The sequence below is a fragment of the Aeromicrobium sp. NPDC092404 genome, assembly GCF_040684095.1.
In the GTDB taxonomy this organism is placed as follows: Bacteria; Actinomycetota; Actinomycetes; order Propionibacteriales; family Nocardioidaceae; genus Aeromicrobium.
Genome location: NZ_JBFBFI010000002.1, coordinates 337,404 through 362,433 on the forward strand (window position 1 = coordinate 337,404; position 25,030 = coordinate 362,433).

Consider the following 25,030-nt stretch of genomic DNA (forward strand, 5'->3'; position numbering starts at 1 on the left):
CCGGTATCTGAATCACCGGTACGTGACGAGGTCACGCGGCAGGTGCATGCTCTCGTTGAGCGCCAGCAGGCGAGGGCCGGTCGACCCGCAGATGACCGTGCTGACCCCGGCGTTGATCATGACGTCGTTGATCCGTTGGAACGCCGAGTCGTCGCCGGTGAGCAGGTGGGACGCCACCATCGCGATCGGGCCGCCCGAGGTGAACACCGCGATCGAGCGGCCGGGGCCGGCGTCGGCGACGACCCTCTCGAACGACGTCATGACCCGGTCGACGAAGTGCTGGTAGGTCTCGGCGTGCTCACCCTCGCCGGCCATCCACCTGTCGAGCGCGACGTTGAGCAGCCGCTGGAACTCCTTGGGGTCCTTGGTCAGCGAGCCCGGATCGTGAGCTCGCGCGATCGCCAGGTGGTCGTACTCGTTCCAGCCCGCGTCGACGTCATAACCGTCGCCCTGGCCGGAGGCGTCGATCGCCGCGATCGCGGTCTGCGCATGGCGCGTCATCGACCCCGCCACCGCAGCGGTCGGCGCCCAGCCCGACGCCTCCCACGACATGCCGAGCGCGCTCGACTGCTGCACGCCGACCGGGGACAGCTGGTCGTAGTCGTCGGATCCCCACGAGGCCTGGCCGTGCCGGATGAGGTGGACAGATCCCATGGCCGGAGCCTATCCGGCGCGGCGCCACGGGCCGCGAAAAAAGAAGCGGTCACCTGACTCGTCAGTAACCCGGAAACGCTCCTAGGCTGAGCCGATGGGACTTGAGGGAGTGTCGTTTCCGACCGAGAGCACGTCAGCCGCCGCCCGGACGATCCTGTCCGACGCCTTGCGCAAGGCCGATCCGGTGGGTGCACGGGCGGTGGAGAACGAGACAAGCTGGCGTCGCAACTACCTGACGCACTTCCGCCGGGCCGTCGAGGCCGGCATCGGCGAGGCGCCGGCCGCACACTCGATCGCCGCCGACGGGCTGCGCAGTGCGCACGAGCTGATGCGGTTCGGCGACGTCGGTCTCGACGAGGCGATCAGCGGGACGGCCCTGTCGCAGGTGTTCCACACCCGGACGATCGCGGGGTCGGCCGAGCCCGAGACCGAGCTCTCGATCCCCTACCGCGGCGAGCGCCTGCGCGGTCAGGCACTGGTCGACCAGCTGGACTCCTGGGTCCAGCACGGCATCATCACGCAGTCGTGCTCCGAGGCGGTCCAGACCGTCCAGGAGCACCCGGAGTGGCTTCGGCTCGACGGCGACGTGGTCGTGGTGCTGGGCGCCGGTGCCGAGATGGCGCCCTATCGCGCGCTGCTGCGCTGGGGTGCCGATGTCATCGCGCTCGACCTGCCGCGGCCCGACATGCAGGAGCGCGTGCGGACGTACGCCGAGCAGTCGGCCAGCCGGGTGCACGTCCCGGCCCGCATCGTCACGAACGGTGACGACGACTCCGGCGCCGACCTCGTCACCGAGCTGTCCGCGGTCGCGCACTGGCTCGACGGCTTCGAGGGTCGTCTGGTGCTGGGCAACTACTGCTATGCCGACGGCGCCTCACACGTCCGCGTGTCGATGGCCGCCGACGCACTCGCGGCGCACCTGACCCGCGAGCGGCACGACACCGCCCTGGCGTTCCTCGCGACGCCGACCGACACGTTCGCGGTGCCGGCTGCCGAGGTGGCCGCGGCCAACCGCGCGTACGCCACGTCGTCGAAGGTGCTGCGCGCGCCCCTGCGGATGGTCAGCGGTGGACGCCTGTTGCAGCGCAACTACCCGCCGGGCGCCGATCCCGGCGTGTGCGACGCACTCGTGCCGCAGCAGGGTCCCAACTACGCCCTCGCCAAGCGCCTGCAGCGCTGGCGCGCCACGACAGCGCGACACGACGGCACGACCGTCTCCCTCAACGTGGCACCGGCCACCCGGACGCGTTCGGTCGTGAAGAACAAGGCACTCGCCGCTGCGTATGCCGGCGCGCACCGCTTCGGGGTCGAGGTGTTCGAGCCGGCGACGAGCAACACGTTGATGGCCGCGCTCATGGCGTACGACCTGAAGTCCGGGGCCGCGCCGCAGGCCGAGCCGTGGCAGGACGAGGCGGTCAACGCGGCGCACGGCGGGCTGTGGACCAGCGCCTACCACCCGCGCAGCGCGCTCGGTCTTGCCGCCGTCCTGGGGGTCGGCGCCCTGCGCGGCTGACGCCGGCCGGTCACTGGCCGGTGAACGTCGCCGTGCGCTTGTCGATGAACGCCTGCCCGCCCTCGGCGAAGTCAGCCGTCGCGAACAGGGCGACCTGGCCCTCACGCTCCCGTTCGAGCGCGTCGTCGAGGTGGGACAGGGTCGTCGCGGTGATCGCGGCCTTGGTCCTGGCGAGTGCCACTGTCGGACCGTGGCCGAGCCGGTCGACGAGCCTCGTGAGCTCGGCGGCATAGCCCTCGTCGTCGAGCGAGGCGTGGATCAGGCCGATCTCGGCGGCGTCGTCGGCGGAGAGCCGCTCTCCCAGCATCGCCATGCGGTTGGCGCGGGCCCGGCCGATCGACGCGGCGACGAGCTCCGTGGCGCCACCGTCGGGCATCAGGCCGATGTTGACGAACGCGAGCAGGAAGTAGCCCGACGTCCTGGCCACCGTGAGGTCGGCGGCGATCGCGATCGAGACCCCGACACCGGCCGCGAGGCCGTTGACCGCACTGACGACAGGGACCGGCGCACTGGTGATGGCGCGGACCAGACGGTTGGCGCTGTCGAGGGTCGCGGTCCCGTCGAAGCCCGGCCCGAGGGCAGCACCCGAGCTGAAGGCGCGGCCCGTGCCCGTGATGACGACGAGGCGTACGTCCGTGGCCTCCTCGATCGCGGCGGCTGCGGCGTCGAGCATGGCGGCGGTGAGGGCGTTGAGCCGCTCCGGCTCGTTCCAGGTGATCGTCAGGACACCGTCGGTCGTGTCGAGCAGCACGGACTCACTCACGCGATCCTCCATTGGCCGAGCAGGGTCTGCAGCACCGCGATGAGCGCGATGGGCTGGTCGAGCATGATGTGGTGGCCCGCGTCGCGGATCACGGTGACCGGGACGTCGCGTCCGAGCCGCTCTGCGACGACGTCGGTGATGTCGGTCGTCGCCATGCCCCGTTCACCGCGGATGAGGGCGATCTCGCAGACCGCCTCGGCCAGGTCCTCGGGCTCCATGCGGGCACGAAGGAAGATGTGCGGGTCGAACTTCCACGTCCAGCCCCCCGGCACCTCCCGGATCGAGCCCACCGCCAGGTGCCGGTGCACGTACGGCAGGGAGGCACCGTCGGCCGGCAGCGTCCGGAAGTGCGCGAGGATCGACTCGCGATCGGGATGGACGCGGTGGCCGGGCACGTGCTTGCGCTTGACCCAGGCGCGCGCCTCGGGTGACATCTCCCGCACCGGGGAGTCGATCGCGGCCGCTCCGCGGATCGCGTGGCCGTGTCGCTGGGCAGCGGTCAGCACGACGAACCCGCCCATGCTGTGACCCAGCAGGACGGGCGGCAGGTCGGACTCGGCCGCTGCGACCGCCATGACCTCGTCGGCCCAGGCCTCCAGCGCGTACGTCTCGCGGTGGCCGCTGTCGCCGTGCCCGCTGAGGTCGAGGGCGATGACTCGGTGGCCCGCCGTCAGGTGCGGCGCGACGTGGTCCCACCAGCCTGCGTGGGCGGCGCCGCCGTGCACGAGGATCGCGACGGGGCCGCCGCTCTTGCCCCAGGCGCGGTAGGCGACCCGCACCCCGTCGACCTCGATCTCGGCGGCGTCGTAGGACTGGCTGAGTGCATCCGTGAACCAGGTCGGGACCTCGTGGCTCATCGACTCTCCTCACGCGGGGCGCTACCTGACTCTAGGGGAGGATGCCCGCCGGCTGCACCGAGCCCGGCCTGGTGACAGGATCGAGCGGTGACGCCTCCTTCTGTGATCGTCGTCGGCGGTGGAGCGATGGGCTCCAGCGTGGCCTGTGAGCTGGCTCAGCGCGGGCACCCGGTCACGGTCCTCGAGCAGCACGAGATGCGGCACGCACGCGGCAGCTCGCACGGGACCTCCCGCATCGTCCGCGTCGTGTACGACGACCCGTTCTACGTACGCCTCGCGATGACGGCCCGGCCGAGGTGGGACGCGCTGCAGCAGCGTACGGACGCCGAGGTGTTCCGCCGGACCGGCAGCGTCGACCACGGTCCACGGCACCTGCTCGAACCGTTCGCGGCTGCGCTGGACGTGGCCGGGGCGGCCTACGAATGGCTCACCCCCGCGGCGGCATCCCGCCGCTGGCCGGGGCTGAGGTTCGACCAGGCCGTCCTGTTCCAGCCCGACGGCGGCGTCGCCCACCCGGACCACACCCTCGCCCTCCTGCAGCGCGATGCCATCACGCGCGGCGCCGCGTGGCACCCGCACACCCGGGTCGACGCGATCGAGGAGACCGCAGACGGCGTGCGGGTCCTGGCCGGCGACCAGGTCTTCTCGGCGGACCAAGCCGTCCTCGCCGCGGGCGTGTGGAGCCACCGGCTCGCGGACCTGCCGACCGACGTGGCGACGCAGGTGCAGCCCTCGCACTTCGCGCCCCTCGACTCCTCGACGGCGTGGCCGACGTTCATCCACCGCAGGGCGGACGAGCACGGCGCCGCGATGCCAGAGGCGTACGGGCTGCCGTCGCCCGACGGCGTCAAGATCGGCTTCCACGGCGGCGGGAAGGTCGTCGACCCTGACCACCGCGACTTCGCCGTGGTCGACGAGGAGGTCGAGGCGCTGCGCGCTTACGCCGCCGCGTGGGTCCCGGGGGTCGCGCCGGAGAGCCTCGACCCGGGCACGTGCCTGTACGGCGGCCTGGCGGAGGACGACTTCCTCATCGACCGCACGGGACGGCTCACCGTCGCTGCCGGCTTCTCCGGCCACGGCTTCAAGTTCGTGCCCCTCGTCGGCACGATGGTCGCCGATCTCGTCGCGGGCACGACCGAGCCCGAACCCCGGTTCGCCATCGCCGGTCGTCGCCCGACTATCTAAGGTGTGACCATGACGCTTGCAGGCAAGACCATCATCATGTCCGGCGGATCCCGTGGGATCGGCGAGGCGATCGCGATCCGCGCGGCCAAGGACGGGGCCAACGTCGCCCTCCTGGCGAAGACCACCGAGCCGCACCCCAAGCTGCCCGGCACGATCTACACCGCCGCGACGGCGATCGAGGAATCCGGCGGCAAGGCCCTGCCCCTGGTCGGTGACATCCGCGACGACGCGTTCGTGCTCGACGCGGTCGCCAAGACCGCCGAGGCCTTCGGGGGCATCGACATCGTGGTCAACAACGCGAGCGCGATCGACCTGTCCAGCACCGAGGACGTGTCGATGAAGAAGTACGACCTCATGAACGACATCAACACCCGCGGCTCGTTCCTGCTCGCCAAGTCCGCCATCGAGTGGCTCAAGCAGTCCGACAACGCGCACATCCTGACGCTGTCCCCGCCGATGAGCCTCGATCCCAAGTGGTTCGACAAGCACACGGCATACACGATCGCCAAGTACGGCATGAGCCTCGTGACGCTCGGCCTGAGCGAGGAGCTGCGCCCGTACGGCATCGCGGCCAACTCGCTGTGGCCCCGCACCGCGATCGACACCGCGGCGGTCCGCAACGTCGTCGGCGCAGGCCTCGTCAGCCACTCCCGCACGCCGGCGATCATGGCCGATGCCGCGTACGAGATCATCACGAAGCCGAGTCGCGACTACACCGGGCAGTTCCTGATCGACGACGACGTCCTCGAGGACGCCGGGGTCACCGACTTCTCGGTCTACCTCAACGGCGGTGCCGAGGACGACCTCGCCCTCGACTTCTGGGTCGAGCCCAAGGGGCCGCACAACCCCGAGCTGCGCATGCACTGACCTCCTCCCGGCAGGGACCCTCTGCACCCCCGCACCTCGGTACTTGACGTAGTGGTTAATTAACGCATACGTTAAGTACATGGCAACCGATCAGCTCAGCCGGGTCTTCTCGGCTCTCGCCGACCCGACCCGACGTGAGATCCTCACGCGGCTCGGCCAGGGCGACGCCACCGTGACCGAGCTCGCCGACCCGTTCCCGATCAGCCTCCCGGCGATCTCCCGGCACCTGAAGGTGCTCGAGGGAGCGGGCCTGATCAGCCGGGACAAGCGGGCGCAGTGGCGGACCAACAGCCTGCAGGCGGCACCGCTGAAGGAGGCGACCTCGTGGATGGAGCACCTCAGCCACCTGTGGGACGACCGGTTCTCCCGCTGTTCGTCGTGCCGATGGACACGGTCGACGTCGACATCCGCCCCGGCGGACACTGGAAGATGACGATGGTCGGCAAGGACGACCCCGAGTGGCGGGCACCCGTGAACGCGACCTTCACCGAGGTCGTCGAGAACCAGCTGCTCGTCGGCTACGAGACCGCCCAGTCGATCCCCGGCATCGAGGACGGCACCCGGCTGTCGCTGTCGCTCGAGCTCATCCCCGAGGGTGACGGCACGCGCCTCGAGCTCCGACAGGGCCCGTTCCCCGAGGAGATGCGCGAGATGAGCGCGATCGGCTGGCGGCAGTCGTTCCACAAGCTCGACGCCCTGCTCGAGACCCCCGCCAAGTTCCGCAACGACCCCGATGACCACCAAGGCGACGACTCATGACCACGATCACGCCGTTCCTGTGGTTCGACGACAACGCCGGCCCGGCGGTCGAGCGCTACCTCGAGGTCTTCGACGACGCCGAGATCGTCGACGAGAACCGCATGCCGGACGGCACGCTGTTCATCGCCACGATCCGGCTGCACGGCCAGACGCTGACGCTCATGAACGGCGGCCCGGACCACCGGCTCAGCGAGGCGTTCTCGCTGTCGGTCAGCGTCGAGACGCAGGACGAGGTCGACACGATCTCCGACGCACTGATCGCCGGCGGCGGTGAGCAAGGTCCGTGCGGCTGGCTCGTCGACGCCTTCGGTCTCTCGTGGCAGATCATCCCGACCCTGCTGATGCGGCTCATGAGCGACCCAGACCGCGAGAAGGCCGGCCGCACCCAGGCCGCGATGATGCAGATGAAGCGGCTCGACCTGCAGGCGCTCCAGGACGCGTACGACGGCGTCTGAGTCAGGCGATGATCGACTCGACCGGCGTGCCGACGATGACCGTGCGCGTGACGGTGCACAGGCGGTCGTGCGACTGGGCGACCGCCCGGGGCAGGCTCTCCGCGGCGCGGTCGCCGTCGTCCCCCTCGGGGAAGGTGACGTCGAACGTCACGCGGATGTTGGTGAGCCGGTTGCCCAGGTCGTCACGGATCTTGTCGGCGCGGATCGAGACGTCGTACGACTCGGGGTCGACGCGCTTGCCGACGAGGTAGTCCACGTCGATCGCGCTGCACCCGGCGATGCCGGCGAGCAGCAGCTCGATCGGGGTGAAGTCGGTGCCGTTGCCCTCGTCGAGGTCCAGGGTCCCGCCGCGGACGTTGGTCGCGCGGAACCGCGCCTTGCCGGTGCGGGTCAGCTCGACGGATCGCTCGGTGTCAGTCATACCGCGACGCTACGCCCACCCTGCGGCCCTCACGCTCGGGCGGTGGATTCGCAACCGAATGGCGGCTCTTTCGGTGGAGGATCCACCGCCCGAGCCTGACAGAGGAGCGGTCAGGTGATCCCGGTGGTGCTGTCCTGGCCCATGGGCTTCTCGCCCTCACCCTCCTCGATCGAGCGGGTCTCGGGACGCGATCCGCCGGGCGCCATGAGCTCCGTGATCTCGTTGGCGATCCTGCTGCCGAGAGAGCCCCAGCCGTCCTGGTAGCCGTAGACCGACCGCAGCGACCGGGCCTCGTAGTCGCCGCACATGATGTCGACGTCGTCCGCGGTGATCAGGCTGGGGTGGGCGACACCGACCGACTCGGAGACCTTGACCATCTCCTTGCGGAACGTGCGGATGTACTGCGCGCAGCGCACCGACTTCGACGTCGGGTCGAGGCCGTGCGCCAGCCACGGATCCTGGGTCGCGACTCCTGTCGGGCACCGGTCGGTGTGGCACTTCTGCGACTGGATGCAGCCGATCGCCATCATCGGCTCACGAGCGACGTTGACCATGTCGGCGCCCAGCGCGAACGCCACCACGGCGTTGTCGATGAGCCCGAGCTTGCCGGACCCGATGAACGTGACGTCGTCGGTGAGCCCGGACTCGGCGAACGTGCCGTAGACCCGCGAGAAGCCCATGCGGAACGGCAGCGCGATCGAGTCGGCGAAGATCGGCGGGGAGGCGCCGGTGCCGCCCTCGCCGCCGTCGACCGTCACGAAGTCGACGCCCCGGTCGCCCTTGGCCATGAGCCGGGTGATCTCGTGCCAGAAGTCCATCTCGCCGACGGCGCTCTTGATGCCGACCGGCACCCCCGTCTCGGTCGCGACCAGCTCGACGAAGTCGAGCAGGCTGTCGACGTCGGTGAACGCCGTGTGCCGCGACGGGCTCGCGCAGTCCTTGCCCATCGGGATGCCGCGGATCTCGCTGATCTCGCGAGTCACCTTGGCGGCGGGCAGCAGGCCGCCCAGCCCCGGCTTGGCCCCCTGCGAGAGCTTGATCTCGATGGCCTTCACCGGGGCGGAGTCGACGACGGCCTTGAGCCGATCGAGCGAGAACGTGCCGTCCTCGTCGCGGCACCCGAAGTACGCCGTACCGATCTGGAGCACGACGTCACCGCCCTGGCGGTGGTGCTGCGAGAGCCCACCCTCGCCGGTGTTGTGCAGGCAGCCGGCGATCTCGGCGCCCTTGTTGAGCGCCTGGATCGCGTTGCCCGACATCGAGCCGAAGCTCATCGCCGAGACGTTGATGACCGACTCCGGCCGGAAGGCCTTGGCCCGCCCCCGAGCCTGCCCGAGCACCTTGGCGCTCGGCAGGCCGACCTGCTCCGCGTGGTCGTGGGGCAGGGAGTCGGCAAACGTCCGGTGCTTGATGATCGCGTAGCCCGGCAGGTGCTCGATGTCGTTGTCGGTGCCGAACCCCGAGTAGTTGTTCTCCTGCTTCGACGACGCGTAGATCCACGAGCGCTGGTCGCGGCTGAACGGCCGTTCCTCGTCGTTGCTCGTGACGATGTACTGGCGCAGCTCGGGACCGATGGTCTCCAACCAGTAACGGGCGTGGGCGACCACGGGATAGTTGCGCAGCAACGCGTGGCGCTTCTGCGTCAGGTCGCGCACCGCCACGGCGCCGAGAGCGGCACCGACCCCGCCGAGAACCCGGGTGAGCTTCATGTCCAAGTCCTACCCCGCACCGCGGGGGTTGTCCATCCGAGCGACTGAGGGGGACGCGCGCTGAAACGGTCTAGTCCTTTTGAGCCATTTTCTGCTTGGCTCACAACAAATCCCCGCAATCGCAGGCCGACAGTCGTACGGTCGGAGGGAAGCGCTGGAAGGACTTCTCGGATGAGCGTGTACCTGTTCGACATGGAGGGCGAGCCCGTCGCCTTCCGACAGACCTGGACCGACCCCTACCTCTACGACTGCGAAGGCCGCTGGATCGGCTACTTCCCGTGGGACGACCACGACGCCGTCGACTGCAACGGCCGCTACCTCGGGACGGTCGTCGACGACCGCCTGGTGCGTCGCAACGACTGGTACGCGCGCCCGTGCGGCGCGGTCCAGGAGCCGCCGCACGACGCGATCCCGACCGGCACCCCGCAGACGCCGCACGCGTTCCCCAACCGGTTCGCGTACGAGGACATCCACTCCTATCTCCTGACCTGACATATTGAGCGTGCGCCAACCGCGCGCGACCCCAAGACTGGTCAGGTGCCCACGACTCGCAGCCTCGTCACCGGCGCCACCGGCTACGTCGGCGGCCGGCTCGTCCCCCAGCTCGTGCAGGCCGGCCACGACGTACGGGTGATGGTGCGCGACGAGCGCAAGGCCCAGGCCCACGAGTGGTCCGGGGACGTCGAGATCGCGGTCGCCGACGCGACCGAGCCCGACCAGGTCGCCGCCGCGCTGAAGGACGTCGACGTCGCCTACTACCTGCTGCACTCGATCGGCACGGGTGAGGACTTCGCGGCCACCGAGCGCGGGATCGCCGAGACGTTCGCCACCGCGGCCAAGGCGGCCGGGGTCCGTCGCATCGTCTACCTCGGGGGCATGTCGCCCAAGGACGAGGAGCTGTCCGAGCACCTGCGTTCGCGCGAGGAGGTCGGGGAGGTCCTGCTCGACTCCGGCGTGCCCACGGCGGTCCTGCAGGCCGGCGTCGTCATCGGCTCCGGCTCTGCGTCGTTCGAGATGCTCCGCTACCTCACCGAGCGCCTGCCGGCCATGGTCACGCCGAAGTGGGTGCACACGCGCATCCAGCCGATCGCCATCCGCGACGTCCTCCGCTACCTGGTGGCGTGCGCCGACCTGCCTGCGGACGTCAACCGGCGCTTCGACATCGGCGGTCCGGACGTGTTGACGTACGTCGAGATGATGCAGCGGTTTGCCACGGTCGCCGGCCTGCCGAAGCGGCGGGTGCTCCCGGTGCCGGTGCTCTCCCCGACGCTGTCGAGCCACTGGGTCGGCCTCATCACGCCCGTGCCGGCGAGCCTGGCCCGGCCGCTCGTCGAGTCGCTCCGCAACACGGTCGTGGCCGCGGAGACCGACATCAAGACGTACGTGCCGGACCCCCCTGAGGGCCTCATCGGCTTCGACCGCTCGGTCGAGCTCGCGCTGACCAAGATCCAGAACCTCGACGTGCCGACCCGCTGGTCGTCTGCCTCGACCGCTGGGGCACCGGCGACCGGGCTGCCGACCGACCCGGACTGGGCCGGCGGCTCGCTGTACACCGACGAGCGCACGCGCGAGGTCGACGCGAGCCCCGAGCACCTGTGGACGATCATCGAGGGCATCGGCGGTCGCAACGGGTGGTACTCCTGGGCGTTGGCGTGGTGGGTCCGCGGCCTCCTGGACCGCGCCGTGGGCGGGCCGGGCCTGCGGCGCGGACGCCGCAACGAGCGTGACCTCGTGGTCGGCGACGCCCTCGACTTCTGGCGCGTCGAGGACACCGACGACCGGACGTTCCTGCGGTTGAGGGCGGAAATGAAGCTGCCAGGCCTCGCTTGGCTCGAGCTGCGGGTGGGCTCGACCGACGGCGGCACCACGACGTTCCACCACCGAGCGCTGTTCCATCCCAAGGGCCTGCTCGGCCACCTCTACTGGTGGTCCGTCTACCCGTTCCACGGCATCATCTTCGGCTCGATGCAGAAGAACATCGCCAAGGCCGCCGAGGCGCTCGAGCGCTAGTCACTCGAGAGGCGGAACCTCTCGGCCTCTGAGACGATCACTCGGGGGAGAGGGAGTGTCGGCACATGGGTGACGTCAGCACGGCCGGCAACGAGGCCCGGCACAGCGACACGATGCGCGCCGCGGCTCGGGTCGGTCTGGTCGCGTTCGGCCTGGTCCACCTGCTCATCGCGTGGCTCGCGCTGCAGATCGCCTGGGGCGGCGGGGGCGGCAAGGCGGACAGCCAGGGCGCCCTGCAGACCGTGGCCAAGGAGCCGTACGGCGAGGCCCTCCTGTGGGTCGTGGCCGGCGGGCTCGCAGCGTTGGCGATCTGGCAGGTCATGACCGCGATCTGGGGACACCGCGACGAGTCCGACGACAAGCACCGCACCATCAAGCGCCTGGCCGCGATCGGCCGAGCCGTCGTCTACGCGGTCGTCGGGTTCTCCGCAGCCCGCACCGCGTCGGGCTCGGGTGGTGGCGGCAAGAGCCAGGACAGCAAGGGCGAGGGCCTCACGGCCGACCTGCTCGGAGCGCCGGCCGGCCGCATCCTCGTGGCAGCCGTCGGTGTGGCGATCCTCGTCATCGCGGCCAAGCACGTGCACCGCGGCATCACCGACAACTTCACGCACGACCTCCAGGGCGGTGCCACGAGCGGGTCGACACGGTCGCCCGTCCTTCTCGTCGGCCGGGTGGGGTACGTCGGCAAGGGCGCCGCGATCGGCGTCGTCGGCCTCCTGTTCGGCTGGGCCGCGGTGGCGTACGACCCCGAGAAGGCCGGCGGTCTCGACGACGCCCTCAAGACCGTGCGCGACCAGCCCTACGGTCCCTACCTGCTGACACTCGTCGCGATCGGGCTCGCGGCCTTCGGCCTGTTCTGCTTCGCCTGGGCGCGCTACGTCCGGACCCGCTGATCGTCGGCTGCGTTTGCGCGCGCCCACCAGCCGCAACAGGATGGTGGCCATGGACCTCTTCCGCACCAAGTCCGTGGAGCGCTCGATCGAGGAGACCGACGAGCCGGATCATCGCCTCAAGAAGGAGCTCTCGGCCCTCGACCTGACGGTGTTCGGCGTCGGGGTCATGGTGGGCACCGGCATCTTCGTGCTCACGGGGGAGCAGGCCTACAGCAACGCCGGCCCGGCCATCGTGATCTCCTTCATCCTGGCCGGCATCACCTGCGGCCTGGCCGCGCTCTGCTACGCCGAGTTCGCCTCGACCGTGCCGGTGGCCGGGAGCGCCTACACGTTCTCGTACGCGACGCTCGGCGAGCTGATCGCCTGGATCATCGGCTGGGACCTGGTGCTCGAGCTCGCCCTGGGGGCCGCCGTCGTGGCCCGTGGGTGGTCGGCCTACCTGCAGTCCTTGTTCGACCTGCCGACGTGGCTTGCCGGGGACGAGGCCACCCCCGACTTCGGCGCCATGGCCGTCGTCCTGGGGCTGACGCTGGTCGGGGTGCTCGGCACCAAGCTCTCGGGTCGGTTCACCGGCGTGCTGGTCGTCGTGAAGGTCGCCGTCATCATGTTCGTCATCATCGCCGGGCTGTTCTTCATCAAGCTCTCGAACTACACCCCGTTCGTCCCGGACTCCAAGCCTGCCGAGAGCGGGGAGTCCGGCCTCGACTCGACGCTGCTGCAGTCGGTCTTCGGGGTCGACCCCACCGTGTTCGGGGTCTACGGCATCATCGCCGCGGCGTCGGTCGTGTTCTTCGCGTTCATCGGCTTCGACATCGTCGCGACGTCTGCGGAGGAGACCAAGAACCCGCAGCGGGACGTCCCACGGGGCATCCTCGGGTCGTTGGCGATCTGCACGTTCCTCTACGCCGCCGTGGCCTTCGTCATCACCGGGATGCTGAAGTACAGCGACGAGCGGATGAAGACCGCAGCGCCGCTGGCCGAGGCCTTCAGCGCCAACGGGCTCGACTGGGCCAGCAAGCTCATCTCGACCGGGGCCGTGGCCGGTCTGACGACGGTCGTCCTCGTGCTGATGCTGGGCCAGGCGCGAGTGCTCTTCGCGATGTCTCGCGACGGGCTGCTCCCGGTGTCCCTGGCCAAGGTCCACCCCCGGTTCGGCACGCCGTACCGCATCACGATCCTCACCGGCGTGTTCGTCGCCGCGCTCGCCGGCTTCGTCCCGCTGTCGGAGCTGTCCAAGCTCGTCAGCATCGGCACGCTGTTCGCGTTCGTCCTGGTGTCGGCGGGGGTCATCATCCTGCGGCGCACCCGCGGCGACCTGCACCGGCCGTTCCGGGTGCCGGCCGTCCCGTGGATCCCGGCGCTGTCGATCCTGGCGTGCTTCTGGCTCATGGTGAACCTCTCGGTCGAGACCTGGTTGCGATTCCTCGCCTGGCTCGCGATCGGGTTCGTCGTCTACTTCCTGTACGGCTATCGCCGCTCCCGCCTCGGTCGGGGTCTCAAGCAGGCCCCCGCCGGGCAGGACGCGGCGCCGACGGCCGAGTGAGCACACCCACCGTCACCCAGGTCGCCGACGGCGTCCACGTCGCGCAGGGCACGTCGGTCAGCTGGATCCTGCTCACCGAGGGCGACGCGTTCACCCTCGTCGACGCCGGATACCCCGGCGACCGCGACGCCGTCCTGTCGTCGATCGAGCAGATCGGCTACTCGCTCGACCAGCTCGAGGCCGTCCTGGTGACCCACGCCCACGTCGACCACATCGGCTCCCTGCCACGGTTGCTCGAGGGGCGTGACGTCCCGGTGCTGACGTCGGAGGTCGAGGCGCACCATGCCCGGCGCGAGTTCCTCGAGCAGGCGACACCCCTGCAGGTCGCAGCGGCCTCGTGGCGACCGCGAGTGCTGGCCTGGTCGCTGCACGTCGTGGCCGCCGGAGGCACCACCAAGGCGGGCGTGCCGCAGGCGCAGGGCTTCGCCGAGGGTGCCCTGGACCTGCCCGGCCTACCCGTGCCGATCGTGACGCCGGGGCACACGAGTGGTCACACCTGCTACCACCTGCCGCACACGGGAGTGCTCGTCACCGGAGACGCGCTCGTCACGGGGCACCCGACGGTCAGGCGTACGGGACCGCAGCTGCTCCCGAGGATGTTCCACCACGACGTCGCTGCGAACCGTCGCTCGCTCGACCAGCTGCGTCGGCTGAGCGGAGACGTCCTCCTGCCGGGGCACGGCGTGCCGTGGCGCGGTTCCTATGCCGACGCCGTCGACCAAGCCCTCAACGCTCGTCGGTGAGCACCGCTCGGGCGCTGGTGCGTCGGACCAGCGTGCTCCCGCCGGCCGGGCGAGAGATTAGCCGAGGGCGCGCACGACCTCCCGAGCCGCGTGGTGACGCCCGCGGGGCACGATCATCGGGGTCCCGCTGACGGGATCGGGCACGACCTCGCACGCCAGCCCGAACACATCGGTCACGACGGCCGAGTCGATGACGTCGGTCGGCGGGCCCTCCGCGACGATCACGCCCTTCTTCATCGCGATGATGTGGTCGGCGTAGCGGCACGCCAGGTTGAGGTCGTGCAGGACGATCACGATCGTCTTGCCCGACTCCCGGTTGAGATCGGTCAACAAGTCGAGCAGCTCGACCTGGTGATTGATGTCGAGGAACGTCGTCGGCTCGTCGAGCAGCAGCAGGTCGGTGTGCTGCGCGAGCGCCATGGCCACCCACACGCGCTGGCGCTGACCCCCGGACAGCTCGGCGATATTGCGGTCCACCAGGTCCGCGGTGCCGGTGGCCTCCAGCGCGCCCGCGACCGCCCGGTCGTCCTCGGCGCTCCACTGCCGGAACCAGCCCTGGTGCGGGTAGCGGCCGCGCCCGACGAGATCGCCGACCGTGATGCCATCCGGGGCGACCGGCGACTGCGGAAGCAGCCCGAGCACCTTGGCCACGTCGACGCTCTTGAGGTCATGGACCGACTTGCCGTCGAGGATCACCTGGCCGCTGCGCGGACGCAGCAGACGGGCGAGGCCGCGCAGCAGCGTGGACTTGCCGCAGGCATTCGCCCCGACGATCACCGTGATGCGGCCGTCGGGGATCGCGACGTCGAGATCGCGGACGATGTCGACCTCTGAGTAGCCGAGCGTGAGGTTCTTGGCGCGCAGGTCGTGGGTCATCCGCCGCGTCCTTCCCGGTTGACGGTGGCGAGGAGCCAGATGAGATAAGGGGCACCGATGATGCCCGTGACGACGCCGGTCGGCAGGGCGACCGGCACGACGTGCTGAGCCACCAGGTCGGCGCCCAGCACGATGATCGATCCGACGAAGCCGGCTGCCATGATGCCGCCGCCGCTGTGGCCGGCGATGCGCTGGGCGATGGGCCCGGCGATGAGGGCGACGAACATGATCGGGCCCGCGACAGCAGTGGCGAAGCCGATGAGCACGATCGAGACCGCGATCAGGGCCAGCCGGCTGATCTCCACACGCGCGCCCAACGCGTGCGCGGTGTCGTCGCCGAGCTCGAGGACGCGCAGGGGACGCTGCAGCAGGAGCGCCGCCGGCACGAGGACCAGGAGGGCTACGAGCAGGGTCCGCAGCTCCGTGGGACCGGCCTGGCCGACGGTGCCGACCAGCCAGGTCATCGCCTGCCGGGCCTCGTAGAGCTCGGCGCGCGCGACGATGTAGCCGATGATCGACAGCATGAACTGCGAGACGGCGATGCCGATGAGCACGAAGCGGTAGCCAGAGATGCCGTCGCGCCACGCCAGCAGGTAGATCACGAACGACGTGACGACCGCACCGGTCAGTGCCGATGCGGAGATCATCGAGCTGCTGGCGCCGAAGATCACGATCGCGGTCACCGCGAACATGCTCGCGCCCGATGACACACCGACGAAGTCGGGCGAGGCGAGCGGATTGCCCAGCAGCTTCTGGAACAGCAGCCCGGACACGCCGAGCGCGAAGCCGACAGCGAGGGCCGCCGACGCGGTCGGCAGGCGCAGGTCGCGCACGATGAAGTCGACGGAGGGCTCGTCGCGCAGGTGGAACGCCGACGTGATGACGTCCCACGCCGGGACGTAGAAGCTGCCGACCATCATCGTCAGGACGAACAGGACGAAGGCCACCATCGCCAGGGCGACGGTCACCGCGAGCATTCGCGCGTGTCGGGCCCGCGGACGGTGCGTACGCGGAGGCGCGTTCGAGACGTGATCGATCACAGCTCGGCCAGACTCTTGTAGCGGACCAGCGTGATGAAGGCCGGTGCCCCGAGCACGCCCAGCACGACGCCGACCTGAAGCTCGCCGGGAGAGATGATGACGCGGCCGAAGATGTCGGCGGCCAGGAGGACGATCGGGGTCAGCACCAGCGAGTAGGGCAGGATCCAGCGATAGTCGGGCCCGCAGATGAAGCGGGCGAGGTGAGGCACGATCAGCCCCACGAAGACTATCGGGCCGCAGGCCGCGGTGGCCGCGCCGCACAGCACCGCAACGGTGACGAACATGACGAACCGGGTCAGGCGGAGTCGCTGGCCCAAGGCCAGCGCGAGGTCCTCGCCGAGGGCGAGGCCGTTGAGGGCCCGGCCGGCGCCCATCGCGACGACCAGTCCGACGGCGATGAACGGGGCGGTCTGCCAGAACACCCCCATGTAGCGGCCGGCGAGCGAGCCGACCTGCCAGAAGCGCAGCTCGTTGAGCGCGTCGACGTTGGTCATGACGATCGCCGTGGTGAGCGACGACAGCACCGCGGTGACCGCGGCTCCGGCGAGCGCCAGCTTGACCGGGGTCGCCCCCTCGCGGCCGAACGACGCGATGCCGTAGACCGTCACGGTGGCGACGCCGGCGCCGAGGAACGCCAGCCAGACGTAGCCGATGACGCCCTGCACGCCGATGATCATGATGCCGAACACGATGAAGGCGGCCGCGCCCGCGTTGATGCCCATGATCCCGGGGTCGGCGAGCGGGTTGCGGGTGACGCCCTGCAGGATCGCCCCGCTGAGGCCCAGTGCCGCGCCCGCGAAGACACCGATCAGGGTGCGGGGGACTCGCATCTCCCGGATCACCGTCTCGGAGGCCGATCCGGGATCGAAGTCGGTGAACGCCTTCCAGATGGTGCCGACGCCGACTCCGCGCGAGCCCAGCGTGATGCTGACGAAGCACGTCACCAGCAGCACGCCGACCAGGACGACCAGTCCGGCCGCGAGGCCCGCCCCCGGACGATGCCGGGGTGCGGTCTCGGGCTGGGGTGGGGCCGTCTCGAGGAGTGTCATGCGAGGTCGGGGTCGGCCTTCTCGATCGCCGCGGTCAGCGCGTCGAGCTGCGTGGCGTACTCGCCGTAGGTGTGCATCCAGTACGCGGGCCACTCGACGTAGGCCTTGGCCTTGGCGGCCTTGATGTTGGACCAGGTCGGCTGCTTCTCGCCCTGCTTGACCGTGGACTCGTACATCCGGTTGTCGATCAGCAGCAGGTCAGGCTGGTACTTGTCGGCGTTCTCCCAGCTGAGGTTCTCCCAGTAGGGGAAGCCCTTGTCCGGCTTGTCGGGGTTGATCACGTCGAGACCCCAGCGCTGGAAGTCGAGCAGCTCGGGCGCGTACTTGGGGTTGGCGACGTAGAGCAGGTCGTCCGACGGCGACACGGCGAGCGCGGTGAGGCCGGGCTTGGCCTCGACGGCCTTCTCGAAGTTGCTCTTGGCGGTCTCGAACGCCTTCTTGCTCTTGGCGATCTCGGGATCGTCGACGTCGGCGCCCAGCGAGGCGGCAAGCTCCTCGTAGCCCTGCGCGAGCTCCTCGATCGAGTCGCCCTGGCTGATGCCGACGATCGGCGCGAGGTCGAGCAGCTTCTTGCTCGATGCCTTCGCGCCCTCCTCGAGCCCGCTGTAGGCCTTCTCGGCCGGCCACCAGTCGGCGACGATGAGGTCGGGCTTGAGCGACGCAGCCTTCTCGACGTCGATCTCGCCCCAGGTCTCGCCGAGGATCGTGATGCCCGAGAGGTCGAGGTCCTTGAGGTTCTTGTCGTCCTTGACCGGCCCGGTCGCGTAGATGCCGACCGGCTTGATGCCGAACGAGAGCAGCGCCGCAGCCTCGGCCCCACTGGCGATGATCCGCTTGGGGGTCGCGTCGAGCTTGACCGTCTTCCCGTTGCCGGAGGTGAACGACCAGGGGCCGCCGCTCTTGGCGTCGTCGTCGGACGACGCGCTGGAGCCGCAGGCGGCAAGGACGGTGGTGGCGAGCAGGGCGGCGAGCGCTCCACCAGCCAGACGACGTACGTACGACACGAACAAGCCTTTCGTCGGGGGGACGTAGGTCACCCTAACTTAGGCACGTCTTACCTTGCCAGCGCCGTGGCACTCATCACACGCCAACGGGGCGCCGCTCGGCCGGGCGGCGCCCCTTCGGTCGATCCGATCAGTCCTTGGAACGCTGGCGGTAGGCCCGCAGCGCCAACGGTGCGAACACCGCCGTGAGGAGCAGCGACCAGATGATCGACGCGAGGACGGCGTTCTGCAGCGGCCACGCCGCGTCCGCGGCGATCGGGGAGGTGTTGCCCCACAGCTCTCGGCAGGCCTGGGTCAACGCCGAGACGGGATTCCACTCGGCGATGAAGCGCAGCCACGCCGGCATCTGCTCGGTCGGCGCGAACGTGTTGGCCACGAAGGTCAGCGGGAACATCACGGTGAACATGAAGCCCTGCACGGCCTCGACGGTCCGCATCAGCGAACCGACCCAGATGCCGAGCCAGATCATCGCGAACCCGAAGAGCAGGAGCAGCACGAACCCCAGGACGCCGCTGACGACCCCGTCGCGGATGCGCCAGCCGATCAGCACGCCGGTCACGCCCATCACGGCGATGCCGATGCTGGAGTGGATCAGGCTGGAGATGCTTCGCCCCACCAGCACCGAGGACCGGGAGATCGGCAAGGACTTGAGCCGGTCGACGATGCCCTTCTGCAGGTCGTTGGTCAGGCCCATCGCCACGACCGCCGACGAGAAGACCATGGTCTGCGCCATGATCCCCGGCAGCAGGAACTCCTTGTAGGACACGTCACCCGGCGGGTTGATCGAGCCGCCGAAGACGTACGCGAACAGCAGCACGAACATGATCGACTGGACCGTGACGTCCATGAGCATCTCGGGCATGCGCTTGATGTGGATCAGGTTGCGCCACACCACCGTGCTCGAGGCACGCAGCATCGACGGTGGACTGATCGGCGGACGCGTGGTCGACGTGGTCGTCGTGGTCATGCGAGCACCTCCGCTTCCTCGAACTGGGCCTCGAGCTCGTCGACCTCTTCGGCCTTGTGGCCGGTGAGGTGCAAGAACACGTCGTCGAGGCTGGGACGCTTCAGACCCAGGTCGTCGACCTGGATGCCGCTCTCCTCGAACACGTGCGCCATGCGGGTCATGTCGCCCAGCCCGGACGCCTTGGCGGTGAGCCGACGCGACGTCTCGTCGACGTGCACCTCGCTGGAGACCGTGCGGCTCAGCTCGGCGGCGCGCTGCAGGTCAGCGGCGTCGGTCACCGTGACCACCACGCTCGCCGCACCGGCTTGGTCCTTGAGCTGGGTCGGCGTGCCCTCCGCGATGACCTTGCCCTTGTCGATCACGACGATGTTGTCCGCGAGGTGGTCGGCCTCCTCGAGGTACTGCGTCGTCAGCAGCAGCGTCGTGCCGTCGCGGACGAGGCCGCGCAGGACCTCCCACAGCTCGGTGCGACTGCGCGGGTCGAGCCCGGTCGTCGGCTCGTCGAGGAACAGCACCGGCGGCGCGGCGATCAGGCTGACCGCGAGGTCGAGTCGCCGGCGCATGCCACCGGAGTACGTCTTGGCCGTGCGGTTGGCCGCCTCGGTGAGCGAGAACCGCTCGAGCAGCTCGTCCGAGGTCCGCGCGACGTACGCCTTGGGCAGCCCGTAGAGCCGGCCGATGAGCTTGAGGTTCTCGCGGGCCGTGAGCAGCTCGTCGACCGTCGCGGCCTGACCCGTCAGGCCCATGCTGCGGCGCACCGCGTCGGGCTCGGTGCGGATGTCGTGACCGGCCACCCGGCCCGTGCCGCTCGTCGGGACACTCAGCGTCGTGAGCATGCGGACGGTCGTGGTCTTGCCGGCTCCGTTGGGACCGAGAAGTCCGAGCACGCTGCCTTGGGGCACGACGAAGCTGACGCCGTCGACCGCGGCGTTGTCACCGAATCGTTTGACGAGGTCTACTGCCTCCACTGCTGGAGCAGACATGGGGTTCCTTCCACTGAAAACTGAGATTCGAGCCTACCGTTTTATTCCTACTAGGAATAGCACGACCCACTGACAGTTTTCAGCGAATTCCTGCCGTGCTGTTGGCCCCATCCTTGACCCTCAACCTTGGTTGAGGTCAACCGCACCATGAACATCACGTGTCCGGACAGCACGGCGCCCCCCGATCGAATGGACCGAGGGGCGCCGTCTGGTGACCGTGATGCCTAGAGGAAGGAGCCCACCCAGCTCTGGACCCCGGCGATGTCGACGCGCTGGTAGCCGTCGATGTAGCGGCAGTTGTCGGTGTAGCCGTAGCTCGTGACACCGACGACGAGGCCGTTGTGGAACACCGGACCACCGGAGTCGCCGAAGCACGTCCCGCCACCGGCTCGGTTGTCCTTCTCGTTGCCGTTGCCCTGCAGGATCTGCGGCGTGAGCTTCTGCCCGATGACCGAGGTCTGACGACGGATCAGCGGGTAGCTCATCGGCGTCGGCTTCTGGGGTCCGGACTCGGCCTGCCGCACCTCGGTGCCGTAGCCGACGACGTCGAACGCCGTCTTGTTGAGGATCTTGGGAACGAACTGGTTCAGGTAGTCCTGGGGCGCGAGGGTCGCAGGCGTGATGCCGGCGACCGGCTGGTCGAGCACCACGACACCGACGTCGTTCCAGTTCTTCAGGTCGGTGAAGTCGGAGTAGTCGGGATGCGTGTACGCCGTGCCGGAGAGCTCACCGATGGCGGCGATCTGCTCCGGCGTGTAGCCCGCCGCCGGATCGGTCGCCTCGGGGTAGGGGTTGGGCCCGGTCTCGCTGATGACGGTGTCGAAGTCGACCAGGACCTTGCCGACGACGCCACTGGTGCAGTGGGCGGCCGTGAGCAGGACGGTCGGGCTGATGAGCGTCGCGGTGCAGCGGTAGCGGCCGGTCGAGTCGTAGAACAGGATCAGCCCGACGTTGGGATGGTCGTTCCCGTCGGGCTCACCGCCGGTGATGGCGGCGGACGGTCCGGCGGCGGTGACCGCGGCCAGGAGCGCAACGGCCAGGCCGGCCAGCGCTGTACGGATTCGCAACATGATGTCGCCTTTCCCCTCGAATTCCAGTCCCGATGACCAGTGAAGTCAGGGTATCCGCAGACCCGCGGGATCGCACCTGCATGCCATGCCGAACGCCCCGGCCGCAGGGGCCGGGGCGTTCGGGTGGGCGAGGGTCAGGCGAACTTCTCGCCGTTCTTGGCCTTGTCGAGCAGCAGCGCCGGCGGCTCGAAACGCTCACCGTACTTCGCGGCCAGCTCCTGGGCACGCTCGGTGAACGCCTCGACGCCGATGCGGCCGTCAGGTGCCTCGTAGCCGTTGATGTACTGCAGCGCACCACCCAGCAGGGGCGGGAAGCCGATGCCGAAGATCGACCCGATGTTGGCGTCGGCCACCGTGCGCAGCACGCCCTCCTCGAGGCAGCGCACCGTGTCGAGCGACATGATGAAGACCAGACGATCCTTGAGGTCCTGGAAGTCGGGCTGCTCGGCGGCGACGGGGAAGTGCTCGGCGAGGCCCGGCCACAGGGCCGCGCGCTTGCCGTTCTCGTCATAGTCGAAGAACCCCTTGCCGACGAGCCGGCTGGTGCGGCCCAGCTCGATCATCGTGTCGATGACGTCCTCGGAAGGCGTCCTGACCCAGGTGCCGCCCTCGTCCTCGACGGCCTTCTGCGACGCGACCCGGATCTTCTTCATCAGCTCGAGGTTGAGCTCGTCGCTGATCTGGATCGGCCCGGTCGGGTAGCCCGACTGGGTCGCGGCGCGATCGATCGAGACCGGGTTGACGCCCTCGGCCAGCATGCCGAGGCCCTCGTTGATGTAGTGCCCGATGACCCGGCTCGTGAAGAAGCCGCGGCTGTCGTTGACCACGATCGGCGTCTTCTTGATCGCCTGGACGTAGTCGAGCGCATGCGCGATCGTCGTGTCGTTGGTCTTTTCGCCGGCGATGATCTCGACCAGCGGCATCTTGTCGACCGGCGAGAAGAAGTGGATCCCGATGAAGTCCTCGGGACGCTTGACGCCCTCGGCCAGGCCGGTGATGGGCAGCGTCGAGGTGTTGGAGCCGAGCAGCGCATCGGCCTTGACGACCGGCTCGAGCTCGGCGAACACCGAGTGCTTGAGCTCGACGGACTCGAAGACGGCCTCGACGACGAGGTCGCAGCCGTCGAGGTCTGCGTAGTCGGCGGTCGGGGTGATGCGAGCCAGGAACGCGTCCTTCTTGTCCTGGGTGATGCGGCCCTTCTCGAGCTGCTTGTCGAGGAGCTTCTCGCTGTAGGCCTTGCCCTTCTCGGCGGCCTCGAGGCTGACGTCCTTGAGGACGACCTCCATGCCGGCCTTCGCCGAGACGTACGCGATGCCCGCGCCCATCATGCCGGCGCCCAGCACGGCGACCTTCGTGAACGTCCTCGGCTCGATGCCCTCGGGGCGTGAGCCACCGGCGTTGATCGCGCCGAGGTCGAAGAAGAACGCCTGCGTCATGTTCTTGAACTGCTGGCCGACCAGGAGCTCGACGAGGTAGCGCGACTCGATGCGCGAAGCGGTGTCGAAGTCGACCTGCGCACCTTCGACGGCAGCGCTCATGATGGCGCGCGGCGCCTTGTACGCAGCGCCCTTGATCTGCTTGCGCAGGTTGGACGGGAAGGCCGGCAGGAACTGCGCGAGCTTCGGCGAGGACGGGGTGCCGCCCGGCATGCGGTAGCCCTTGCGGTCCCAGGGCTGCGTCGCGGCCTCCTCGTTGCCGGCGTTGGCCTCGATCCAGGCCTTGGCAGCAGGGATGAGCTCGTCCTGTGTCGCGACGATGTCGTCGACCAGGCCCTTCTCCTTGGCCTGGGCGGGCTTCATCCGCGGGCCCTGAAGGAGGAAGTTGAGCATCGCGTCCTGGATGCCGAACATCCGGACCGTACGCGTGACGCCGCCGCCACCGGGCAGCAGGCCGAGGGTGACCTCGGGCAGACCGAGCTCGTAGCCGCCGTCGACCGCGATGCGGTGATGCGCCGCCAGCGTGATCTCGAGGCCGCCGCCGAGGGCCGCGCCGTTGATCGCCGCGACGACCGGCTTGCCGATCGTCTCGAGCTTGCGCAACGTCGCCTTGATGCGCTCGACGTTGTCGAACAGCGCCTGGGCGTCGTCGGGCGTGGCCTGGGTCATGAGCTTGAGGTCGCCGCCGGCGAAGAAGGTCTTCTTCGCCGAGGAGACGATGACGCCCTTGATCGAGTCGGCGTCGGCGGCGACGTCGGCGGCCAGCCGGTCGACGGCGTTCGCCATCCCGTCGGTGTACGCCTGGTTCATGGTGTTCGCGCTCTGGCTCGGGTCGTCCAGGATCAGGTTGGCGATCCCGTCGACGAGCTCGTAGCGGACAGCTTCAGTGGTGCTGGTCATGTGAGGGTCCTAGTCCGTTTCAGATTCGTTCGACGATGGTCGCGATGCCCATGCCGCCGCCGACGCAGAGCGTGGCGAGGCCGTAGCGCAGGTCGCGGCGCTCGAGCTCGTCGATGAGGGTGCCGAGGATCATGGCGCCGGTCGCGCCGAGCGGGTGGCCCATCGCGATCGAGCCGCCGTTGACGTTGGTGCGCTCGTGTGGGAAGTCGAGATCCTTCATGAGGCGCATCGCCACGGCGGCGAACGCCTCGTTGATCTCGAGCAGGTCGATGTCGGCGACCGAGAGGCCGGCCTTGTCGAGGGCCTTCCAGCACGCCGGGGCGGGGCCGGTGAGCATGATCGTCGGATCGGCGCCCGAGACCGCGGTCGACACGATGCGTGCCCGCGGGGTCAGACCGTGGCGCTTGCCCGCGGCCTCGTTGCCGATCGCGACCAGGGCGGCGCCGTCGACGATGCCCGAGGAGTTGCCTGCGTGGTGGACGTGGTCGATGCGCTCGATGTGGTGGTACTTCTCGAGCGCCACCGAGTCGAAGCCGCCCATGTCACCGATGCCGGCGAACGATGCCGGCAGCCCGGCGAGGCTCTCGGCCGTCGTGCCCTCGCGGACGAACTCGTCGTGATCGAGGATCGTGAGGCCGTTGGCGTCCTTGACCGGGATGACGGACTTGGCGAAGTAGCCGTTGGCGATGGCCTTGGCGGCGCGCGCCTGCGACTCGGCCGCGAACGTGTCGACGTCCGTACGGCTGTAGCCCTCGATCGTCGCGATGAGGTCGGCGCCGATGCCCTGCGGCACGAACGACGTGTCGAACGCCGTGCGCGGGTCCATGGCCCACGCGCCGCCGTCGGTGCCCATGGGCACACGGCTCATCGACTCGACACCACCGGCGAGGATCAGGTCCTCCCAACCGGAGCGGACGCGGCCCGCGGCCTGGTTGACCGCCTCGAGGCCCGAGGCGCAGAAGCGGTTGAGCTGGACGCCGGCCACCGTGTCGGGCAGCCCGGCGGCGAGCGCCGCGGTCTTGGCGATGTCGGCGCCTTGGTCGCCCACCGGGGACACGACACCGAGCACGACGTCGTCGACGCCATGGGGGTCGAGGGTCGGGTTGCGCTTCTGGATCTCGTCGATCAGGCCGGTGATCAGCGAGATCGGCTTGACCTCGTGCAGCGATCCGGTCTTCTTGCCGCGCCCTCGCGGGGTACGGATGGCGTCGTAGACATAAGCCTCGGTCATGGCGGGTCCTCGCAGAATTCAGGTGAAAGAGGTGTCGCCGAAGCGACAACCTCGATTGTGACACCGGCACTGTCAAAGTTCTAGGCGCCCTTCTGTGGGCCG

General features: G+C 69.4%; 25 protein-coding genes. 11 read left to right on the forward strand and 14 right to left on the reverse strand.

The window, feature by feature from the left end:
* Window positions 1–12 precede the first annotated feature (12 nt).
* Window positions 13–654, reverse strand: a complete 642-nt coding sequence (locus AB0N22_RS12015) for a histidine phosphatase family protein (RefSeq protein WP_364640186.1) — start codon at window positions 652–654, stop codon at window positions 13–15.
* A 94-nt stretch (window positions 655–748) separates the two neighbouring features.
* Between AB0N22_RS12015 and AB0N22_RS12020 the strand changes: the two genes are divergently transcribed.
* Window positions 749–2,167 (forward strand): hypothetical protein, encoded by a 1,419-nt coding sequence (locus AB0N22_RS12020; protein WP_364640189.1) that lies wholly within the window; start codon window positions 749–751, stop codon window positions 2,165–2,167.
* A 10-nt stretch (window positions 2,168–2,177) separates the two neighbouring features.
* On the opposite strand, the gene AB0N22_RS12025 is transcribed toward AB0N22_RS12020, so the two are convergent.
* Entirely contained in the window at window positions 2,178–2,930 is a 753-nt protein-coding gene (locus tag AB0N22_RS12025) for an enoyl-CoA hydratase-related protein (RefSeq protein ID WP_364640192.1), read from the reverse strand.
* A complete protein-coding gene (locus AB0N22_RS12030) occupies window positions 2,927–3,787 on the reverse strand; it encodes an alpha/beta hydrolase (protein WP_364640195.1) in 861 nt (286 codons plus the stop codon). Before AB0N22_RS12030 ends, AB0N22_RS12025 begins: the two co-directional genes overlap by 4 nt.
* Before the next feature lie 87 nt (window positions 3,788–3,874).
* Between AB0N22_RS12030 and AB0N22_RS12035 the strand changes: the two genes are divergently transcribed.
* The 5 genes from AB0N22_RS12035 (at window position 3,875) to AB0N22_RS12055 (ending at window position 7,053) form a co-directional block, all read left to right on the forward strand.
* On the forward strand, window positions 3,875–4,972 hold the full coding sequence (locus AB0N22_RS12035) for an FAD-dependent oxidoreductase (RefSeq protein ID WP_364640198.1): 1,098 nt from the start codon (window positions 3,875–3,877) through the stop codon (window positions 4,970–4,972).
* A 9-nt stretch (window positions 4,973–4,981) separates the two neighbouring features.
* Complete coding sequence (locus AB0N22_RS12040) at window positions 4,982–5,839, forward strand: NAD(P)-dependent oxidoreductase (RefSeq protein WP_364640201.1); 858 nt, start codon at window positions 4,982–4,984, stop codon at window positions 5,837–5,839.
* 79 nt (window positions 5,840–5,918) lie between these two features.
* Window positions 5,919–6,272 (forward strand): metalloregulator ArsR/SmtB family transcription factor, encoded by a 354-nt coding sequence (locus tag AB0N22_RS12045; protein ID WP_364640204.1) that lies wholly within the window; start codon window positions 5,919–5,921, stop codon window positions 6,270–6,272.
* Window positions 6,224–6,598: an SRPBCC domain-containing protein gene (locus tag AB0N22_RS12050; protein WP_364640209.1), complete on the forward strand. Its 375-nt coding sequence runs from the start codon at window positions 6,224–6,226 to the stop codon at window positions 6,596–6,598. The genes AB0N22_RS12045 and AB0N22_RS12050 overlap by 49 nt, the downstream gene beginning before the upstream one ends.
* Window positions 6,595–7,053 carry a VOC family protein gene (locus AB0N22_RS12055; RefSeq protein ID WP_364640212.1) on the forward strand — a complete coding sequence of 153 codons (459 nt, stop codon included), beginning with the start codon at window positions 6,595–6,597 and terminating at the stop codon, window positions 7,051–7,053. Before AB0N22_RS12050 ends, AB0N22_RS12055 begins: the two co-directional genes overlap by 4 nt.
* 1 nt (window position 7,054) lies before the next feature.
* Here AB0N22_RS12055 and AB0N22_RS12060 read toward each other — a convergent pair whose 3' ends face one another.
* Both AB0N22_RS12060 and AB0N22_RS12065 read right to left on the reverse strand, forming a co-directional pair.
* Window positions 7,055–7,474 carry an OsmC family protein gene (locus AB0N22_RS12060; protein WP_364640215.1) on the reverse strand — a complete coding sequence of 140 codons (420 nt, stop codon included), beginning with the start codon at window positions 7,472–7,474 and terminating at the stop codon, window positions 7,055–7,057.
* 110 nt (window positions 7,475–7,584) lie between these two features.
* Window positions 7,585–9,183 (reverse strand): FMN-binding glutamate synthase family protein, encoded by a 1,599-nt coding sequence (locus tag AB0N22_RS12065; RefSeq protein WP_364640218.1) that lies wholly within the window; start codon window positions 9,181–9,183, stop codon window positions 7,585–7,587.
* A gap of 171 nt (window positions 9,184–9,354) precedes the next feature.
* On the opposite strand from AB0N22_RS12065, the gene AB0N22_RS12070 reads away from it, so the two are divergent.
* The 5 genes from AB0N22_RS12070 (at window position 9,355) to AB0N22_RS12090 (ending at window position 14,372) form a co-directional block, all read left to right on the forward strand.
* Window positions 9,355–9,675, forward strand: coding sequence for a 4-fold beta flower protein (locus tag AB0N22_RS12070; protein ID WP_364640221.1), 321 nt, complete (start codon window positions 9,355–9,357; stop codon window positions 9,673–9,675).
* Between the two features lie 45 nt (window positions 9,676–9,720).
* Window positions 9,721–11,193, forward strand: coding sequence for an SDR family oxidoreductase (locus AB0N22_RS12075; RefSeq protein WP_364640224.1), 1,473 nt, complete (start codon window positions 9,721–9,723; stop codon window positions 11,191–11,193).
* Between the two features lie 65 nt (window positions 11,194–11,258).
* Complete coding sequence (locus AB0N22_RS12080) at window positions 11,259–12,086, forward strand: DUF1206 domain-containing protein (protein WP_364640227.1); 828 nt, start codon at window positions 11,259–11,261, stop codon at window positions 12,084–12,086.
* Window positions 12,087–12,135: 49 nt separating this feature from the next.
* Window positions 12,136–13,629, forward strand: a complete 1,494-nt coding sequence (locus AB0N22_RS12085) for an amino acid permease (protein ID WP_364640230.1) — start codon at window positions 12,136–12,138, stop codon at window positions 13,627–13,629.
* On the forward strand, window positions 13,626–14,372 hold the full coding sequence (locus AB0N22_RS12090; protein ID WP_364640233.1) for an MBL fold metallo-hydrolase: 747 nt from the start codon (window positions 13,626–13,628) through the stop codon (window positions 14,370–14,372). The genes AB0N22_RS12085 and AB0N22_RS12090 overlap by 4 nt, the downstream gene beginning before the upstream one ends.
* 57 nt (window positions 14,373–14,429) lie before the next feature.
* Here the strand turns inward: AB0N22_RS12090 and AB0N22_RS12095 are convergent, their stop codons facing one another.
* The 9 genes from AB0N22_RS12095 to AB0N22_RS12135 all read right to left on the reverse strand — a co-directional run bounded on the left by AB0N22_RS12095 (window position 14,430) and on the right by AB0N22_RS12135 (window position 24,928).
* A complete protein-coding gene (locus AB0N22_RS12095) occupies window positions 14,430–15,248 on the reverse strand; it encodes an ABC transporter ATP-binding protein (RefSeq protein ID WP_364640236.1) in 819 nt (272 codons plus the stop codon).
* Window positions 15,245–16,216 carry an iron chelate uptake ABC transporter family permease subunit gene (locus tag AB0N22_RS12100; protein ID WP_364640239.1) on the reverse strand — a complete coding sequence of 324 codons (972 nt, stop codon included), beginning with the start codon at window positions 16,214–16,216 and terminating at the stop codon, window positions 15,245–15,247. The genes AB0N22_RS12095 and AB0N22_RS12100 overlap by 4 nt, the downstream gene beginning before the upstream one ends.
* Before the next feature lie 68 nt (window positions 16,217–16,284).
* Window positions 16,285–17,337: an iron chelate uptake ABC transporter family permease subunit gene (locus tag AB0N22_RS12105; protein WP_364640242.1), complete on the reverse strand. Its 1,053-nt coding sequence runs from the start codon at window positions 17,335–17,337 to the stop codon at window positions 16,285–16,287.
* On the reverse strand, window positions 17,334–18,341 hold the full coding sequence (locus tag AB0N22_RS12110; RefSeq protein WP_364640245.1) for an ABC transporter substrate-binding protein: 1,008 nt from the start codon (window positions 18,339–18,341) through the stop codon (window positions 17,334–17,336). The genes AB0N22_RS12105 and AB0N22_RS12110 overlap by 4 nt, the downstream gene beginning before the upstream one ends.
* 130 nt (window positions 18,342–18,471) lie before the next feature.
* Window positions 18,472–19,308 carry an ABC transporter permease gene (locus AB0N22_RS12115; protein WP_364640248.1) on the reverse strand — a complete coding sequence of 279 codons (837 nt, stop codon included), beginning with the start codon at window positions 19,306–19,308 and terminating at the stop codon, window positions 18,472–18,474.
* Window positions 19,305–20,291: an ATP-binding cassette domain-containing protein gene (locus AB0N22_RS12120; protein WP_364640251.1), complete on the reverse strand. Its 987-nt coding sequence runs from the start codon at window positions 20,289–20,291 to the stop codon at window positions 19,305–19,307. Before AB0N22_RS12120 ends, AB0N22_RS12115 begins: the two co-directional genes overlap by 4 nt.
* Window positions 20,292–20,515: 224 nt before the next feature.
* Window positions 20,516–21,361, reverse strand: a complete 846-nt coding sequence (locus tag AB0N22_RS12125) for a S1 family peptidase (RefSeq protein ID WP_364640253.1) — start codon at window positions 21,359–21,361, stop codon at window positions 20,516–20,518.
* A gap of 134 nt (window positions 21,362–21,495) precedes the next feature.
* Window positions 21,496–23,697, reverse strand: a complete 2,202-nt coding sequence (locus AB0N22_RS12130; RefSeq protein ID WP_364640256.1) for a 3-hydroxyacyl-CoA dehydrogenase NAD-binding domain-containing protein — start codon at window positions 23,695–23,697, stop codon at window positions 21,496–21,498.
* A gap of 19 nt (window positions 23,698–23,716) precedes the next feature.
* A complete protein-coding gene (locus tag AB0N22_RS12135) occupies window positions 23,717–24,928 on the reverse strand; it encodes an acetyl-CoA C-acetyltransferase (protein ID WP_364640259.1) in 1,212 nt (403 codons plus the stop codon).
* Window positions 24,929–25,030: the final 102 nt, after the last annotated feature.